The following is a 16960-nucleotide window of genomic DNA, read 5'->3' on the forward strand; positions in this document are numbered from 1 at the left end:
TCGCTCCCTTGGGGGCACGACAGGGCATCAGGAAGGCGGCCGCCAGCGCCGCGAGGAACGCGGCCGCGGCCATGAGCGCTGTCCACTGGGTCGCGGGCACGGTGCCCCCGTCGGCCGCGTACGAGAAGTACGCCGTGCCGAGCACCGCGACCCCGACCGAACCGCCCAGCTGCTGCACGGCGTTGAGGACGCCGGAGGCCGAGCCGGTCTCGCGCTCCTCGACGTCGGCGAGGGCGATGTCGAAGAACGGTGCCATCACCAGCCCCATCGCGAAGCCGTTCAGCAGGAGCGCGGGCAGCAGTTGCCAGGTGGTGGCCCCGTGGCCCGCAAGGTGCACGGTGAGCGCCAGGGCGGCGACGGCCGCCGCCGACAGCGCGAATCCGGCCTGGATGGTGCGCCGGCCGTACTTCGGGCCGAGAACGGCACCGGAGAGGATCGCGCCGGCGACCGTGCCGGCGGACCACGGGATCATCGACTCCCCGGCGTGCAGGGCGCTGTAGCCGAGCCCTACCTGCAGGTGCAGGGTGAGCACCAGCATCAACCCGCTGACCGCGGCGAAGAAGGCGACGCCCACCACGAGCGCGGCGGAGAAGCCGCGGTGGCGGAAGAGCCCGGGCTCGACGAGCGGGGAACCGCCCCGCGCCACCAGCCGCCGCTGGTACCAGGCGAACAGACCGAGCACCGGGACCGCGCCCGCCATCGACAGGTACGTCCACAGCGGCCAGCCCAGGTCACGGCCCTGGACCAGTGGGTGGACGAGCATGAGCACCCCGAGGCTGACCAGCGCCGACCCCGGCAGGTCCAGCCGCGGCGCGTGCGGCGACCGGCCCTCGGGCAGGATGCGCAGCGCGACGGCGAAGGCGACGACGCCGATCGGGACGTTGATCAGGAACACCGAACGCCAGCCGGAGCCGAACAGGTCCGCGTCGGTGAGGAAGCCGCCGAGCACCGGTCCGGCGACCGCGGCGAGCCCCATGACCGGCCCGAAGGCTCCGAAGGCCGCGCCCTGCTCCTTCGGCGGGAACATCTGCCGCAGGATGCCGAGACCCTGCGGCACCATCATCGCGGCGAACAGCCCCTGCGCCGCCCGGCCGCCGATCAGCATCCCCGCGGAGCCCGCGGCCGCGCACAGCGCGGAGCACACCGTGAACCCGGCGAGCCCGACGAGGAACATCCTGCGGCGGCCGACGATGTCACCGAGCCGGGCCCCGGTGATCATCAGCACGGAGAAGGCCAGCGTGTAGGCGGCGCTGATCCACTGGATCTGCGTGGAGCTGCCGCCGAAGTCCGCGCGGATCGAGGGCGAGGCGACGCCGACGATCGTGGCGTCGAGCAGATCCGTGATCTCGACGGCGAGGATCACGGCCAGCCCCAGCTTGCGCAGGGGATGGCCGGTGGCCGGGGAAGTCGGCGGGGAGAGGACTTGAGTGCTCATGGGAGGCCTCCATGGGGTCGGGCCGCAGCGGGGCGGGGCCGCGAACGAACGACGTTCGTTTTTGGCGAACAGTGTTCTAAAAGGCGAACGGCGTTCGTGTCAAGTACGCTGTCCGTGTTCCGCTCCCGGAGGTACGCAGCACGTGACATCGGTCCCCGTCCCGCCCTGGCGCGCCGAGCGCAAGAAGGCTCCCCGCCGCAGCCTCAGCCGCGAGGCGATCGTCACCGCGGCCCTGCACGTCGTCGACGCCGAGGGGCTCGACGCGCTGAGCATGCGCCGGGTCGCCCAGGAACTGGACACCGGCGCGGCATCCCTCTACGCGCACGTCGCGGGCAAGGAGGAGCTGCTCGAACTGCTCCTCGACCGCATCCAGGCAGACGTGACCCGCCCCGAGCCCGACCCTCAGCGGTGGCAGGAGCAGATCAAGGAGATGGCCCGGCAGGGCCGCCGCGTACTCGTCACCCACCGCGACCTGGCGCGCGCCGCCATCGGCCAGGGCATCCCCTTCGGCCCCAACGCGCTCCTCAACGCCGAGGCGATGCTCGCGGTCCTCAAGGCCGGCGGCCTGTCCGACCAGGTCTGCGCCTACGGCGTGGACGCCCTCGCGCTCTACGTCACCGCCACCGCGGTCGAGGAGAGCCTGCGCAGCCAGGGCTTCGGCGAGGCGGGCGTCACCCTCGACGAGCAGATCGCCCGTATCCGCGAGTACTTCGGCTCACTGCCCCCCGAGCGCTTCCCCCACATCACGGGCATGGTCGACGCCCTGATGCGCGACGAGGGCGACGAGCGCTTCGAGTTCGGCCTCGACCTCCTCGTCTCCGGCCTCGCCCGCCACGCCCCCGCCTGAGGCCGGGAGCGTCGTGATCGTGCGGCTCCGGCACGGCGGCAGCCCGTCCGCGGACCTGTGCCCCGCCCGCGGGCAGGGGAAGCCGTAGGCCGGCCCTCAGCGGGGTGTGCGGATCGCGAACACCCCGATCGTGGCCAGCATGAGGACGACCCAGGCGAACCACAGCCAGCCGTTGGGGCCGAGCGCCACCGTGTACGCGGTCACGGCGACCAAAGACGCCACCGTGCACGTGATCATCGCCTTCGCAGGTGTGGGCATCCGCGGCCTCCTCCCCAGGGGCCGCGGGGCGGCGGCCCGGACTCCATGGTCCCGCCGCCGCCCACCGTGCGCTACCAGTCGCCGTCGGTGACCTGACCCTCGTCCCCCAGCTGCTTCACCTGTCCCGGGTGCGGTGCCACCCACGGCGACTCGTCCTCGCCGAGCCAGTCGCCGACCGGCTTCACCTGGGTGAGCGCGTCGGGCGCCGCCAGATCCTCGGCGTCGGCGTCGTAGTAGTCGAACCAGGGCAGTCCGGCAGCGGTGTACGCGGCGCGGTTGACCGGGGAGGCAGGGGCCGGCTCGCCGGTGATGCGGCGCCATTCCGGCACCGTCGTGAGGTGGACGAAGACCCGGCCCGAGGGCTTCTCGCGCCAGTCGGAGGGCTTGCGGTCGTCGCGGTAGACCTCCTGCCGCATCCGGCCGCCCGCGCCCAGCCCCATGGAGACCGGGGACCTCCCCGCGCTCCTCGCCGGGCGGGCGGCGCCCCCGGGGGCCGGCGGCGGGGCGGCCGCGGGAGCGGCCATCGGCATCGCGCCCGGAGCGCCGCCGTAGCCGCCGAAGGCCGCGCGACGGGTGCTCTCCCGGCGCCGCTGCTCGGCCCGCCACGCGGCCAGCTGCTCCTCGCCGAGTTCGAACACCTGCAACTGCACCCCGCCCCAGACCTCCTCGCCGGTGACCTGGCCCTCGACGGTCGCACCCATGCCGAGCGGTACGGCCACGAACTGCCGGATCGTCCCGGAACCCGAGTTGATGCCGTCCAGCCACGGCTGACGCGGCAGCACCACGTAGTTCTGCGGGTCCTGCGACAGCCGGTCGCTCCACGGCCGCCCCGACACCGCGCACACCTTGCCGACGCCCACCTGGAGCACGGCCGGCGCCGAGGCCGAGAAGCTGAGCCACATGGCCTCGCGCTGGTAGACCGGCAGCATGACGCCGCCCCGGGCGAGCCACTGCTCGGGGGCGGTGTCCGGGAAGTCGGCGACCCGGCGCAGCGGGAAGGTGCCGATCCCGGGTGGGAGCGGATGCGTCCCCGTCTCCGGCAGCCGCAGCGTGCGTATGAAGCGCACCGTCACGCCGCCCGGCAACTGCAGCGCATCGCCCGATATCCGTACCTGGTCGCCCATCGCGGGCCTCCCTTCACGGCGGGCGGCCCCGTCAGCCGCGACCCCGTGCCTCCAAGGATGCCAAGTACGTGTTGTAGGCGGCCAGTTCCGCGTCGCCGTCACGGTCCGCCGCGCGGTCCGCGCGGCGCGCCTGGCGCTGCTCCGAGGTGTACCACTGGATGAGCAACGCCACCAGCACGATCACCGAGGGGATCTCGCTGAACGCCCAGGCGATGCCGCCGGCCGCGGTCTGGTCGCCGAGCGCGTCGATCCCCAGCGAGGTGGGCGGGTGCTTGAACGCGCCGATCATCGGCTCGCTCGCCATCATCAGGGCGATGCCGAAGAAGGCGTGGAACGGCATCCCGGCGAACAGCTCCAGGATGCGCAGGACGTAGCCCGGCCGGTTCGGTCCCGGGTCCACACCCATGATCGGCCAGAAGAACACCAGGCCCACGGCGAGGAAATGGACCATCATCGCGACGTGCCCGGCCCGGCTGCCCATCAGAGTGTCGAACAGCGGGGTGAAGTAGAGCCCGTACAGGCTGGCGATGAACAGCGGGATGGTGAACGCCGGATGCGTGATCACCCGCATGTAGCGGCTGTGCAGCAGCGCCACCACCAGCTCCCGCGGGCCCTTGCGGCCGCGCCCCGCCGCCGGCAGCGCCCGCAGGGTCAGGGTCACCGGCGCGCCCAGCAGCAGGAGAATGGGGGAGACCATGCTGACGACCATGTGCTGCACCATGTGGACGCTGAACATGACCATGCCGTAGTCGTTCAGCGCCGTGCACATCACCGATGCGATGGAGAGCACACCGGCGATGAAGGCGACGCTCCGCCCGGCCTGCCATCGGTCGCCGCGCCGCCGCAGTCGTACGACCCCCCAGCCGTAGAGCACGAGCGCGAGCAGGCAGCCGGCCAGGAAGACCGGATCCCCGCTGAACTCGAGCCCCCGTCCAAGGGTGAACGGCGGGAGCTCCGTCGTCATCCCGTGTCCGCCGTGGTCCATCCGTCACTCTCCTGTCGCGTCTGCCGCACGCACCGCGCCGTCGGCAATGTGCCGGTTGGGGCGGGTGCGCCCGCACCAGACTAGAACCGCCCCCGGGCGCGCTCGCGACCGGGGGCGGTTCGAGAAGGTGATCAGTGCGTCACAGCACGCACTCGGCCTCGACGTAGCGCTCGGCCGGGACCGTCTTGAGGTGCTCCACGGCGTGGGCCAGGGGCACCAGCGTGATGTCGGTGCCGCGCAGCGCCGTCATCATGCCGAAGTCGCCGTTGTGCGCGGCCTCGACCGCGTGCCAGCCGAAGCGCGTGGCCAGCACCCGGTCGTAGGCGGTGGGGGTGCCGCCGCGCTGCACATGGCCGAGGATGACCGGGCGGGCCTCCTTCCCCAGCCGCTCCTCCAGCTCGATCGAGAGCCGGGTGGCGATGCCGGTGAAGCGCTCATGGCCGTAGACGTCCTTGACGCCCGACTCGAACTCCATCGTGCCCTCGCGCGGCTTCGCGCCCTCGGAGACCACGACGATCGCGAACTTCTTGCCCGCGGAGAAGCGCTCGCGGACCCGCTCGGTCAGGTCCCCGATGTCGAAGGGGCGCTCCGGCACGACGATGGCGTGCGCGCCGGCCGCCATGCCGGAGTGCAGCGCGATCCAGCCGGTGTGGCGGCCCATGACCTCGACGATGAGCACGCGCTGGTGCGACTCGGCGGTGGTCTTCAGACGGTCCAGCGCCTCGGTGGCCACCGTCACGGCGGTGTCGAAGCCGAAGGTGACGTCGGTGGAGGCGATGTCGTTGTCGATGGTCTTGGGCACGCCCACGATCGGCAGGCCGTTGTCGGACAGCAGCCGGGCGGCCTTGAGGGTGCCCTCACCGCCGATCGGGATGATCGCGTCCAGACCCAGGTCGGCGACGTGGCCCTTGGCCCGCTCCACCCCGCCCCGCAGGTGCTCGGGGCGCACCCGGGAGGAGCCGAGGATGGTGCCGCCGCGGGCGAGGATGCCGCCGACCGCGTCGAGGTCGAGCTTGCGGTAGTCGCACTCCAGGAGGCCCTTCCACCCGTCGTGGAAGCCTATGACCTCGTCCCCGTGGTCGACGACCGCGCGGTGCACGACCGACCGGATGACGGCGTTGAGCCCGGGGCAGTCGCCGCCGCTCGTCAGCACACCAATACGCATTTGCTCGTTACTCCTGAATGATCGATCCGGGCGCCGGACCTCGTCGTCCGGATGGACCCGCGGCGACGCGCACCGCTGGTGCCTACGTTATCGAGCCGGGCGCGGGCGGCGGAAACGCCGCCCGCAGTGCGGACACCACCCGGCCCCGGCCCCGTCGTCCCCCGGTCCGGCCCGCGACGGTGCGGGCCTCAGGCGGGCTGCGTCGCCGCCGCGATGCGCTCCGCGCGCAGCGCCTCGTACCACTGGTCGTCGACCGGCGGCAGCGCCCTGACGTCCATCGCCAGTTTGATCAGCATGTCCGCGATCTGCGGGTTGCGGGCCATGACGGGGCCGTGCATGTAGGTGCCGAAGACGGTCTCGTTGTACGCGCCCTCGGTCCCGTCGCCGGTGCCGTTGCCGTTGCCGAACCGGGTGCGGGCCAGCGGGCGGGCCCGCTTGCCGACGTGCGTGACGCCCTGGTGGTTCTCGAAGCCGGTCAGCGGGGGCAGGCCGAGCTCGGGGTCGATGTCGGCCAGCACGTCGCCGACGCAGCGCGCGCCCTCGCCGCGGACGCTCACGACGTCCAGCAGGCCCAGGCCGGGCTCGGGGCGGCCGAGGTCGTTGACGAACTCGTGGCCGATGATCTGGTACCCGGCGCACACCGAGAAGACGATCGCACCGTTGTCCACCGCGCGGTTCAGCCCGCCGTCGCGGCGCAGCCGCTCGGCGGCCAGCCGCTGCGGACGGTCCTCGCCGCCGCCGATGAGGTAGATGTCGCCCGAGGTCGGGATCGGCTGGTCGGACCGTACGTCGATCCGGGTGACCGGCACCCGCCGCTGGCGGGCCCGGCGCTCGGTGACCAGGACGTTGCCCTGGTCACCGTAGGTGCTCAGCAGGTCGGGATAGACCCACACCAGACGCAGGCTGGAGTCGCTCACAGCGTGTTCTCCTGTCGAAACGGGTCTTCGGTCAGTTGCCGACGCGGCGGCGGAGGTCCTGGAAGGCGGTGTAGTTGGCGATGGCCTCGATCCGGCCGGCCGGCGAGGTGCGCACGGCCTCGTCGAAGTCCCGGCACACCTGGAAGTCCAGGCCCGCGACCTCCAGGCGGACCGCGAGGTCCAGCTTGCGGTCGCCGATGACGCGGATCGGGTGCCCCGCCAGGCGGGTGTAGTCCACGTCCCAGAGCCAGGAGGTGTCCGTGCCGTCCGCGGACCGGGCGTTGACGGACAGGATCACCGGGGTGGGCGGGCCGTCGATCAGCGAGAAGGTCTCCAGCCAGCCGGCGGGGTTCTTCGCCAGCAGCAGCCGGACGTCGCGGTCCTGGAAATGGACCACGTCGTAGCGGCCGGCGACGGCCTGCACGTTGTACATCCGCTCCAGGGCGACCTTGGGGTCGACCCCGAAGGCGGCCGCCGCGGCGGCCGACACGGCGGCGTTGGACTTGTTCGCACGGCCGGGCAGCTGGAGCTGGATCGGCCAGGCGGAGCCGTACGGGTCGATCACGTGGTCCCCGGACAGTGCCCAAGTGGGCGTCGGGCGGCGGAAACCGCACTCGCCGCAGAACCAGTCCTCGGCCGGCCGCTGCAGGACACCGCCGCACGAGGGGCAGGACCAGGCGTCGTCCTTCCACTCCTGGCCCGCCGCGACCCAGACGACGGTCGGGCAGGACGAGGCAGCCCAAGTGATCAGCGGGTCGTCGGCGTTGGCGATGATGATGGCGTCCGAGCCCGCCAGGCCCTCGCGCCACTTCTCGGCGAGCATGCGGGTCTCGGCGGCGCGGTCCAGTTGGTCGCGGGAGAGGTTGAGCAGGGCGATGGCCTTGGGCTTGACGTCACGGGCCACGCCGGCCAGGTACTTCTCGTCGACCTCGATCACGCCGTAGCGCGCCTCGGAGCCGCCGGCGAGCGCCGAGGTGATGCCGGCCGGCATGTTGGCGCCCAGGGCGTTGGAGACGACCTCGCCGTTGGCGCGCAGCGCCTCGGCGAGCAGCCGCGTCGTGGTGGTCTTGCCGTTGGTGGCCGAAACGAGCACGACGTCGAGATGGGTCGCCAGCCGGGCCAGCAGATCAGGGTCGAGTTTCAGCGCCACCCGGCCGCCGATCACCGATCCACTGCCGCGCCCCGCCGCTCGCGACACCGCCGCCGCGGCCTTGCCCGCCGTCACGGCCAGCTTCGCCCGCGGCGACAGTGGCTCTGCGTTGCCTGCCATCGTCTCCACATCCTCCTCGCGTCCGGCCCCGCTCACCTCCCCGGCGGTCGGCCGTGGTGCTCGCACCGGGCCGTTGCACCGGCCGGAAGGCATCGGTCGCCGATCAGCCTATCCACTTCCCCCACCGGCGCTGAAACGAGCCGCCCCCGTACGCTGACCGGCATGCGACACGCCCCCATCCCCGGCAGCTCCGGAACCGTCCGCCCGATGCGGTTGCTGGGTGATCCCGGGCTCCGGGAACCCTGCCGTGACGTGACCGTCTTCGATGCCGAACTCGCCTGCCTCGTCGAGGACTTGTTCGCAACGATGTACGCGCACGACGGGGTGGGCCTGGCCGCCAACCAGGTCGGGGTGCCCTTGCGGGTGTTCGTCTTCGACTGCCCGGACGACGAGGACGTCCGGCACCTCGGATACGTGGTCAATCCCCGCGTCGTGCACAACGACGGGGTCGTGGTGACCGGTGACGAGGGCTGTCTGTCGCTGCCGGGCGTGCACGCGGGCACCGCCCGGCACGACGAGACGGTGGTCGAGGGCGTCGACGTGGACGGCGCGCCGGTGCGCGTGGAGGGCACCGGCTTCTTCGCGCGCTGCCTCCAGCACGAGTGCGACCACCTCGGTGGCGGCCTGTTCGTGGACCGGCTGACGGGTCTGCGCCGCCGCCGCGCGCTGCGCGCGGTGCGCCGGGCCCCCTGGGCGCCCGGCGACAGGCCTTAGGCCGTGTTCTCGGATGCCCTATCCCAGCCTTCGGCCGGGGGTGGCACGCTGCGTTGCCGAATCCTCCGAGCAGCCCTCTACGAGGACGACTCCCCGCCTTGCGACGCACCGCGCCTGGGCCCCTCCCAGCGGTGGCCGGGGGAGCTCATCCGACGACACGGCCTGGCTAGAGGCGGGGGGCGCCCGGGCGGTCTCCCACCGCGGCGAGACGGCCCCAGAGCAGGTCGGCGAGGTGGCGGACGAGGACGTCGCGGGCGACGGGCCGCTCGCCCAGCCACCAGTCCCCGGCCGCGTGCATCATGCCGACGATGCCGTGCCCCCACACCCGGGCCGCGACCTGGCCCTCCGGGCCGAGGTCGAGCCGCTCGGCGATGACGTCGGCCAGTTCCTCGCCCATGCGGCGCAGCACGGGGGCGGAGTGGCGGCCGATGTCGAAACCGCGGTCGGAGTCCGCGGGGCTCTCGGCGGGGTGCATCAGGAAGCGGTAGACCTGCGGCCGGGCCTCGATGGCCACGAGATAGGCGTCGAGGGTGGCCTCCACGCGGTCGCGGCGCTCGTTGGGCGCGTCGAGGGCGGCGCGCAGGTTGGCGAGCAGGGCGTCGGTGTGCCGTTTGGCCAGGGCTCGGTAAAGCCCGCTCTTGTCGCCGAAGTGACGGTACAGAATGGGCTTGGTGATGCCCGCCTCGGCGGCGATGGCGTTCATGGACGCCTCGGGGCCGTCCCGCAGCACGACGCGGTCCGCGGCCTCGAGGAGCTCCCTGCGCCGCTCCTCCGCCGCGGATGCCGTTCGCCGCTCCTGCCGCTGGCTGGTGTCCACCCGAGCCTCCCCGCCCGTTCGAATTTCCTCGCGCCTGCGCAACGTAACACCCCTCGTCCGGTTGACATCCCTTACCGGCCGGTAACACACTGGGGGTTACCGCAAGTAACAAGCACGTGGAGGGGACGATGGGCGACTTCTCGCTCGAGCTCAACGACGACCAGAAAGCGGTGCGCGACTGGATCCACGGCTTCGCGGCCGACGTCATGCGCCCGGCGGCGGCGGAGTGGGACGAGCGCGAGGAGACCCCCTGGCCGGTGATCCAGGAGGCCGCGAAGATCGGACTCTACTCGCTCGACTTCTACGCCCAGCAGTACTTCGACCCGACCGGCCTCGGCATCCCGATCGCCATGGAGGAGCTCTTCTGGGGCGACGCGGGAATCGGCCTGTCGATCGTCGGCACCGGCCTGGCTGCCGTCGGCGTCCTGGCCAACGGAACCGAGGAGCAGATCGGCACCTGGATCCCCCAGATGTACGGCGACGTCAACGACGTCAAGGTGGCCGCCTTCTGCTCCTCCGAGCCCGACGCCGGCTCCGACGTCGGCTCGATGCGCACCACCGCCGTGTACGACGAGGCCAAGGACGAGTGGGTGCTGAGCGGCACCAAGACCTGGGCGACCAACGGCGGCATCGCAGGCGTCCACGTCGTCGTCGCCGTCGTCGACCCCGAGCTCGGCTCGAAGGGCCACGCCTCCTTCATCGTGCCGCCGAACACCCCCGGCCTCTCCCAGGGACAGAAGTTCAAGAAGCACGGCATCCGCGCCTCGCACACCGCCGAGGTCGTTCTCGACGCCGTCCGGGTCCCGGGCAGCTGCCTGCTCGGCGGCAAGGAGAAGCTCGACGAGCGCCTCGCCCGGGCCCGCGAGCGGGCCAGGGGCGGCGAGCGGGTGAAGAACGCCGCCATGGCCACGTTCGAGGCCTCCCGCCCGGCCGTGGGCGCGATGGCGGTGGGCACGGCCCGCGCCGCGTACGAGGTCGCCCTCGACTACGCCATGACCCGCACCCAGTTCGGCCGCCCCATCATCGACAACCAGGGCGTCGCCTTCCAGCTGGCCGACATGCGCACGCAGATCGACGCGGCGCGGCTGCTGGTCTGGCGCGCCTCCTGGATGGCGATCTCGGGCAAGCCGTTCACCTCGGCCGAGGGCTCGATGTCCAAGCTCTACGCCAGCGAGACGGCGAAGAAGGTCACCGCCCAGGCCGTCCAGATCCTCGGCGGCAACGGCTTCACCCGCGAGTACCCCGTGGAGCGCATGCACCGCGACGCGGCCATCTACACCATCTTCGAGGGCACGAGCGAGATCCAGCGCCTGGTCATCGCCCGCACCCTGTCGGGCATGCCGATCCGCTGACCGCCCGGCGCACACCCGCCCCGGGCGGCGGCCGCGGGGTCGCCGCCCGTGCGGCACGTCCGGCCTGCTGACGCCGTACAGCCGCAGTGCGGTGCGGCTGGTGCCGGCCGATCCGTCCATACCGCCGGCGATCGGTACGAGGCTGCCGACCGGCGAGCGGGACGTGGACCGGATGCTCACCGGTCCGCGCGTCGCCCGCGCGGTGGTGGCCGCGGCGGCGCCGGAGGGCGAAGCCCTTCGGCCCGGTCAGGCGCGCCCCCGTCGCGGCGCGCCGGCCGGCCCCATGCCGAGAGCATCAGCGGGTGCGGGGGACGGCACCACCTCGGCCGTGGCCCGTGCGGTCGACGCCGTCGGGGTCGTACGCCCCCACGCAAACGGCCCGCGGCGCCGAAAGGAGCCGCCGCGCCCCGCCCGCACGGCAGCCCCGTGACGCCGCCCGCCGGAGGCGTCAGCGGCGGCGGGAGGGGCGGGTGCGAGGCCGGGGGCGGAGGGCGGCCTCGAGGTCATCAAGGGTCTCCACGAGCAGTTCCGCGCTGCGGCGGACGATGCGGTCGGCGTCCGAGGGAGGCCACGCGTCGAGCGTGGCGCGGACGGAGGCGAAGTCCGGGGGGCGCCGATCGCGGACCGCGGTCGCGGCGTCCGCCGTGGCCGTGCGCAGGTGCCGGGCGAAGGGCGCGGCGTCCGGGACCGGGGCGGCGTCGGGCGCCGGGAGGTGGGCTTCCATCAGCATGGGGACGCGGCCCATGGCCGACAGTGCCGCATCGGCGCCGTCGGCGGCGCGGCGGGACAGGCCGCGCCCCCGGACGGGCTCGGCGTCGGCGCGGGCGACCGCCTGGTCCCAGGCGAGCGCGGCCGCCCGGGCGTCGAGCAGCGCCGCGCGCACCGCCTCGCGGCTGCCCCGGGCGGGGGCGGCGTGGGCCTCCACCGCGGCGGCGGCGTACCGCCCGGTGGCCTTGACACGGTCGGCCAGCCGGTTCCGCAGCCGCGGGGTCTCCCAGGCCGGGAAGAGCGCGTACGCGGCCATCGCCAGCACCCCGCCGAGCAGCGTGAGGAGCACACGGTCGGGCACCGTCTGCGTCCAGCTGGCGCCGGCCATGCCGAGCAGGAAGACCACGTACGCCGACGCGGCCACCTGGGAGACCAGATAACCGGTGCGCATCAGCCCGTACATCAGGGCGACGGACACCACCGCCAGCACGGCGCAGGGGTACGGCCCCGGGGCGAGGGACTTCATCACGGCGGTCGCCACGGTGACGCCCGCGAGGGTGCCGATGAAGCGGGCCACGCTGCGGCCGTACGTCTGGGAGAAGTCGGGCCGCATCACCAGCACCGAGGTCAGCGGCGCCCAGTAGCCGTGACCGAGCGGCAGGGCCGCGCCGAGGGCGTAGCCCGCGGGGGTGACGGCGGCCAGCCGGACGGCGTGCCGGAAGACGGGGGAGTCGAACCGGGCCTCGCGCCGCACGGTGCGCACGGTGAGCGGCAGGAGTTCTGCCACGCTGGGGCGGCGCAGGTGGGCGGTGTCGGTGCTCACCGAGCCGCCGCGGCCGGTTGCGGAGGAGACCGCCTCGCTGAGCAGCGCGACGAGCCGCAGCGCGGTGCGCCGGGCGGGCCCGGTCAGCTGCTCCTCCGGGGCGGGGTCGACGAGCACCACGGAGTCCGCCTCCGGCGGTACGCGCACCGGCTGGGCCTCCCGCACCGCGTGCGCCACCGCGTCCAGCACGGAGGCCGCCGCGGCCAGCAGCTCGCGGGCCCGGTCGCGCTCCGGCCCCTCGGCGGCGGCGCCTACCGCGGGATCGGCCAGCGAGGCCAGGACGGGGCGGATGCGCTCGGCCAGCACCCGTTTGCCGCGCAGCGCCGCCGGGCGCCGCCGCGCCTGCCGGTCGGTGATGACGGCGGCGCTGCGCGCGGTCATCAGCGGCTGGGGGTCGAACGGCGCCACCGGGTCGTGCCGCAGCCGGCGCGCGTAGTCCGCCTCCGCCGCGAAGGCGTCGGCCAGCGCGTCGCGCTGCCGGCCCCAGCGGCGTACCGGGAACAGCAGGATCAGCGCCGCCTGCACGACCCCGCCCGCCGCGATGACCAGGGCGTGGCCGAAGGCGCTCAGCACGGACGTCGGCAGGGTGATCACGACCAGCATGACCGCGATGGTGAGGGAGGCGACGATGCCCGCGGTGGGCCCCAGCGCCCAGGCCATGCCCGCAAGGAACGCCCAGACCGCCAGCAGCGTCACGAACACCGACCAGCGCGCCCCCGCCAGGTAGCCCAGGAAGGTGCTGACGGCGAGACCGGCGCCGGCGACCAGCGCCAGCACCGGCCGGGGCCGCCAACTGCGCTGGAAGGTGGCCATGCCGGAGGCGAAGGCGCCGAAGGCCGAGGAGGCGGCGACCGCGGGGCCGGCCAGCCACAGCGAGAGGCCGATGACGACGGCGACGCCCGCGGCGGCGCGCAGCGCGACGAGCGGTTCCAGCCCGGCGCGTTCGATCCGCAGCCCCTCGCGGGCACTGCGGCGCAGGGCGCGCAACCAGGTCATGAGGCCGAGGATAGGACGGGTAGGACGGGGAGGGCCGGGTAAGCGCAGCGCAAGATCCGTTCCGGCGAGTCCGAGGAGGCAGAACGTCATGACCGCCCCAGCACGCCGCGCCACGGTACCGCCTGTGCCGCCCGCCCCGAGCCCGGTGCCGCCCTTCCCGCCGGACCCTGTTCCGCCCGCCCCGCATCCCGTGCCCGGTCCGACCCCCGACCCCGTGCCCGTACCACCCCCGCAGCCGGAGCCCGGCCCCGAACCCCAGCCCGAGCCGCAACCGCTGTAGGGCCTGGTCACGGCTCTGCTCCGGGCGATCCCTGTCCCGGTGGGCGGCACGTCCGGTCCAGCCGGTGCCATGGCCGGTCTCACTGACACCGCGACAGGTCGCAGCGACCTCGAGCCGTTCTGGCCGTCCAGGCAGGAGTACCGGTTCGACCGGGAGCGCTGCCGCGCGGTCCCCGCGCGGACCCCGGCCCGCAGCTGACGCCGTCCCCCGGTCGCCGCCCGCTGCGGGCCTCCCGGCGGTCCCGCGCAATACGTCGTCCGACGACCCTTCGCGCGAGAGCCGGGACCTGCGGGTCCTCCAGCACCAGCACCCAGTCGATGCCCCTGCCCGCCGCGGGCCGTCAGCACCTGCACGCCGTCCGCACCGGTGACGTCCCGCCGGTACCGGACTTCCTGCCGCCGGCGCGACCTGGCTGCCCGCCCCCGGCCACCTGATGCCCACCGGTGTGGGCGGGCCGCCGATGGCCGGCCACCTCGTCCTCGTGCCCGTCGAGGGGCAGGCGCCGCCCGCGTCCCCGGCAACCGCCGAGCTGCCGGTCACCATCGACGCCGATCGCCCGGGTGCGGGGCCGCGCCTCCGACCTGACCTACCCGGAGTTCGAGCTGCTCGCCCACTTGGTGGCGCACCCGCACCGCGTGCACGCCCGCGGCCAGTTCCGTCAGCACGGTCCGGGGTACGGGCACGTCGGCGGCGGGCGTGCCGCCGACGTCCACATCGCCCGGCTGCGGCGCAAGCTCGGCCCCGAACGCCGGGCCGGCATCGTCACCGTGCGCCGGGTCGGCCACAAGTACGCGCCGCCGGCGGCCCGCTGAGCGGTACGGCCGGACTCAGGAGGGGGCCGGGCGGCCGCCGGGAGCGACCGCGGAACCGGCGGAAACCCGGCTCTCCCACGGGTCCCGTCAGGAGCATGTCCCCCCACCGGACTATGGGTACGCTGTTCCCGTTCCGGTGCGGCTCGGCGCAGCGGGGAGCAGGTCCGGAGGGCGTGATGGCTGAGTCTGCGGAGTGGGCGCCGCCTGCGCCCGCGACGGTCGCCTGGCCGGCTTCCGCCGCCGCCCACATGTCGCTCAACGACGTCGGCGGCTTCGACTGGGACCTCGACCGCGACCGCATGCACCTCGACGAGCACGCCCTGCGCACCGTCGACCTGCACCCGCAGGACTTCGACGGCGACCCGAAGGCGCTCTTCTCCCGCCTGGCGCCCGACGAGGCCACCGACGTCACCCGGACGATCACCCACGCCCTCGGCGAGGGCCACTCCTCCTTCCGCGCCTTCAGCCGGCTCACCCGGCGCGACGGCCGCCGCGGCTGGATCCGCTTCCAGGGCCGCATCGTCCGCGACGGCACCGGCCGGGCGAACCGGGTGATAGGCATCGTCAGCGACGCCACCGACGAACTCGCCCAGGCCGCCGAGTGCCTGCGCGCGGACGAGGACCGCCCGACCGAGAGCGACCTGGTCATGGAGGTCACCGCGTCGCTGGCCCGGGCGGTGACCGTGCGCGACGTGACCGCGGCGCTCACCGGCAACCGCAGGATGGACCGGCTCGGCATCGCCAGCCTCTTCCTCGGCCAGGTCGAGGCCGGCCGGGTCCACGTGGTGAGCGACGCCAACGCCGACAGCTGGGTGCCGTCGCTGCAGTACACCCGGATCGAGGACGAGTTCCCGATGAGCGAGGTGGTACGGACCCTCGTCCCGCGCTTCATCACCTCCGGCGAGGAGTTCGCCCGGCGCTACCCCAAGCTGTGGCCGCACATCGAGCCGCTCGGCGCTTCCGCCGCCGCGTACCTCCCCCTGATCGCCCAGGGCGAGCCCATCGGCGCCCTGGGCCTGCTGTACCGGCACAAGCAGGGCTTCTCCCCGCAGGAGCGCCACCTGCTGATCGCGCTCAGCGGCAGCATCGCGCAGAGCCTGCAGCGGGCCATCCTCTTCGATCAGGAGCACGACATCGCCCAGGGCCTGCAGACCGCGATGCTGCCCCGCACCATCCCGCACGTTCCGGGTACCGAGATCGCGGTGCGCTACCGCTCCGCCCGGCTGGCCAGGGACATCGGGGGCGACTGGTACGACGTCGTGGCGATGCCCGGCGGCCGGGTCGCCGTCATCATCGGCGACGTCCAGGGCCACGACACCCACGCCACGGCCGTCATGGGCCAGTTGCGGATCGCGTTGCGCGCCTACGCCGGCGAGGGCCACCCGCCCGCCAGCGTCATGGCGCGGGCCTCGGCCTTCCTGTACGAGCTGGACACCGACCGCTTCGCCACCTGTCTGTACGCCCAGGTCGACCCGGCCACCGGGTCCGCCCTGCTGGTGCGGGCCGGCCACATCGACCCGCTGGTCCGGCAGGCCGACGGCACCGTCCGCGTGCTGCCCACCGCAGGCGGCCTGCCACTCGGCCTGTCCGCCCAGTTCGGCAGGCCCGACTACCCGGTCACCCCCGCCGAACTCGGGCCCGGCGACACCCTCCTGATGTTCAGTGACGGGCTGGTCGAGCGGCCCGGCGCCGATCTGGACGTCGGCGTGCGGCGGCTGTCCGGGGCGCTGCGCGAGGGCCCGCGCGAGGTCGCGGACCTCGCCGACCACCTCACCGGCGTCATGGGGGAAGAGGCCACCGACGACGACATGGCCCTGCTGCTGCTCCGGCGCGAGAGCGACGCCTTTCCGCACCCGCCGCACCGGCTGCACCGGCACATCGCCCCCGGCGATCCCAAGGCGCTCTCCGAGGCCCGGGCGATGGTCCGTGAGGCGATGGCGGGCTGGGGCCTGCGCGACCGGGTCGATGAGGCGGAACTCGCCGCCGGCGAACTGATCACCAACGCGCTGGTGCACACCGACGGCGGCGCCGTGCTCACCCTGCGCATGCTCCCCGGCTCCTCCCTGGCCCACGCCACACCGGACGCCACCCGGCGGCTGCGCATCGAGGTCCACGACCTCGCGGCGAACTGGCCGCGGCGCCGCCGGCCCGGCGAGCGCGAGGTGTCCGGACGCGGTCTGCTGCTGGTCGACGGACTGGCCGACGCGTGGGGTGTGGAGCCGCACGGTTCGGGCAAGGCAGTCTGGTGCGAATTCCGCGACCGCAGGAGCGGTACGGAGCCCACCCGGCACTGACCGCGAGGGTCCGCGCACACTGCGTTCGCGCCGGTCACGCACCCTGGATTCACCCGGACGGCTCACTCGCCACGACACTCCGCCCGTTTGGACGCAGGCTGTCGGTGAGGAGCCAAGAAGCCACTCTGCTCACATGCTGGCCGCGCCGGCACCGGGGAGGTCT

13 protein-coding genes and 1 pseudogene are annotated in these 16960 nt (G+C 73.8%); 5 read left to right on the forward strand and 9 right to left on the reverse strand.

All coding sequences use genetic code 11. From position 1 onward, the window contains the following. The coding region (locus tag AC3EUJ_RS33500; RefSeq protein ID WP_431968143.1) for an MFS transporter at window positions 1-1435 on the reverse strand (1435 nt) is incomplete at its 3' end. Window positions 1436-1577: 142 nt separating this feature from the next. Here AC3EUJ_RS33500 and AC3EUJ_RS33505 point away from each other — a divergent pair. Further along, a complete protein-coding gene (locus tag AC3EUJ_RS33505; protein WP_431968145.1) occupies window positions 1578-2282 on the forward strand; it encodes a TetR/AcrR family transcriptional regulator in 705 nt (234 codons plus the stop codon). A 96-nt stretch (window positions 2283-2378) separates the two neighbouring features. On the opposite strand, the gene AC3EUJ_RS33510 is transcribed toward AC3EUJ_RS33505, so the two are convergent. The 6 genes from AC3EUJ_RS33510 to AC3EUJ_RS33535 all read right to left on the reverse strand — a co-directional run bounded on the left by AC3EUJ_RS33510 (window position 2379) and on the right by AC3EUJ_RS33535 (window position 8001). Further along, a complete protein-coding gene (locus AC3EUJ_RS33510) occupies window positions 2379-2540 on the reverse strand; it encodes a hypothetical protein (RefSeq protein ID WP_431968147.1) in 162 nt (53 codons plus the stop codon). A gap of 71 nt (window positions 2541-2611) precedes the next feature. Continuing rightward, window positions 2612-3664 (reverse strand): hypothetical protein, encoded by a 1053-nt coding sequence (locus AC3EUJ_RS33515; RefSeq protein WP_431968149.1) that lies wholly within the window; start codon window positions 3662-3664, stop codon window positions 2612-2614. A 31-nt stretch (window positions 3665-3695) separates the two neighbouring features. Then, window positions 3696-4649 (reverse strand): cytochrome c oxidase assembly protein, encoded by a 954-nt coding sequence (locus tag AC3EUJ_RS33520; RefSeq protein WP_431968151.1) that lies wholly within the window; start codon window positions 4647-4649, stop codon window positions 3696-3698. A gap of 139 nt (window positions 4650-4788) precedes the next feature. Continuing rightward, window positions 4789-5814, reverse strand: coding sequence for a 6-phosphofructokinase (locus AC3EUJ_RS33525; protein WP_431968153.1), 1026 nt, complete (start codon window positions 5812-5814; stop codon window positions 4789-4791). A gap of 188 nt (window positions 5815-6002) precedes the next feature. Beyond that, the gene (locus AC3EUJ_RS33530; protein ID WP_431968155.1) at window positions 6003-6731 is read right to left on the reverse strand and encodes a type 1 glutamine amidotransferase; all 729 of its coding nucleotides are present in this window, start codon (window positions 6729-6731) and stop codon (window positions 6003-6005) included. A gap of 31 nt (window positions 6732-6762) precedes the next feature. After that, window positions 6763-8001: a MurT ligase domain-containing protein gene (locus tag AC3EUJ_RS33535; protein WP_431968157.1), complete on the reverse strand. Its 1239-nt coding sequence runs from the start codon at window positions 7999-8001 to the stop codon at window positions 6763-6765. Between the two features lie 162 nt (window positions 8002-8163). Here AC3EUJ_RS33535 and def point away from each other — a divergent pair, with 162 nt between their 5' ends. Then, on the forward strand, window positions 8164-8715 hold the full coding sequence (gene def, locus AC3EUJ_RS33540) for a peptide deformylase (protein WP_431968159.1): 552 nt from the start codon (window positions 8164-8166) through the stop codon (window positions 8713-8715). A gap of 166 nt (window positions 8716-8881) precedes the next feature. On the opposite strand, the gene AC3EUJ_RS33545 is transcribed toward def, so the two are convergent. After that, window positions 8882-9532, reverse strand: coding sequence for a TetR/AcrR family transcriptional regulator (locus tag AC3EUJ_RS33545; RefSeq protein WP_431968161.1), 651 nt, complete (start codon window positions 9530-9532; stop codon window positions 8882-8884). A gap of 128 nt (window positions 9533-9660) precedes the next feature. On the opposite strand from AC3EUJ_RS33545, the gene AC3EUJ_RS33550 reads away from it, so the two are divergent. Further along, complete coding sequence (locus AC3EUJ_RS33550; RefSeq protein WP_431968163.1) at window positions 9661-10884, forward strand: acyl-CoA dehydrogenase family protein; 1224 nt, start codon at window positions 9661-9663, stop codon at window positions 10882-10884. 448 nt (window positions 10885-11332) lie between these two features. Here the strand turns inward: AC3EUJ_RS33550 and AC3EUJ_RS33555 are convergent, their stop codons facing one another. Next, window positions 11333-13411 (reverse strand): FUSC family protein, encoded by a 2079-nt coding sequence (locus AC3EUJ_RS33555; protein ID WP_431968165.1) that lies wholly within the window; start codon window positions 13409-13411, stop codon window positions 11333-11335. A gap of 597 nt (window positions 13412-14008) precedes the next feature. Here AC3EUJ_RS33555 and AC3EUJ_RS33560 point away from each other — a divergent pair. Together AC3EUJ_RS33560 and AC3EUJ_RS33565 are read left to right on the forward strand one after the other, a co-directional pair. Continuing rightward, window positions 14009-14503 (forward strand): annotated as a pseudogene (locus AC3EUJ_RS33560) (winged helix-turn-helix domain-containing protein). Between the two features lie 176 nt (window positions 14504-14679). Next, a complete protein-coding gene (locus AC3EUJ_RS33565) occupies window positions 14680-16797 on the forward strand; it encodes an ATP-binding SpoIIE family protein phosphatase (protein ID WP_431968167.1) in 2118 nt (705 codons plus the stop codon). Window positions 16798-16960: the final 163 nt, after the last annotated feature.

This window comes from Actinacidiphila sp. bgisy160 (genome assembly GCF_057707815.1).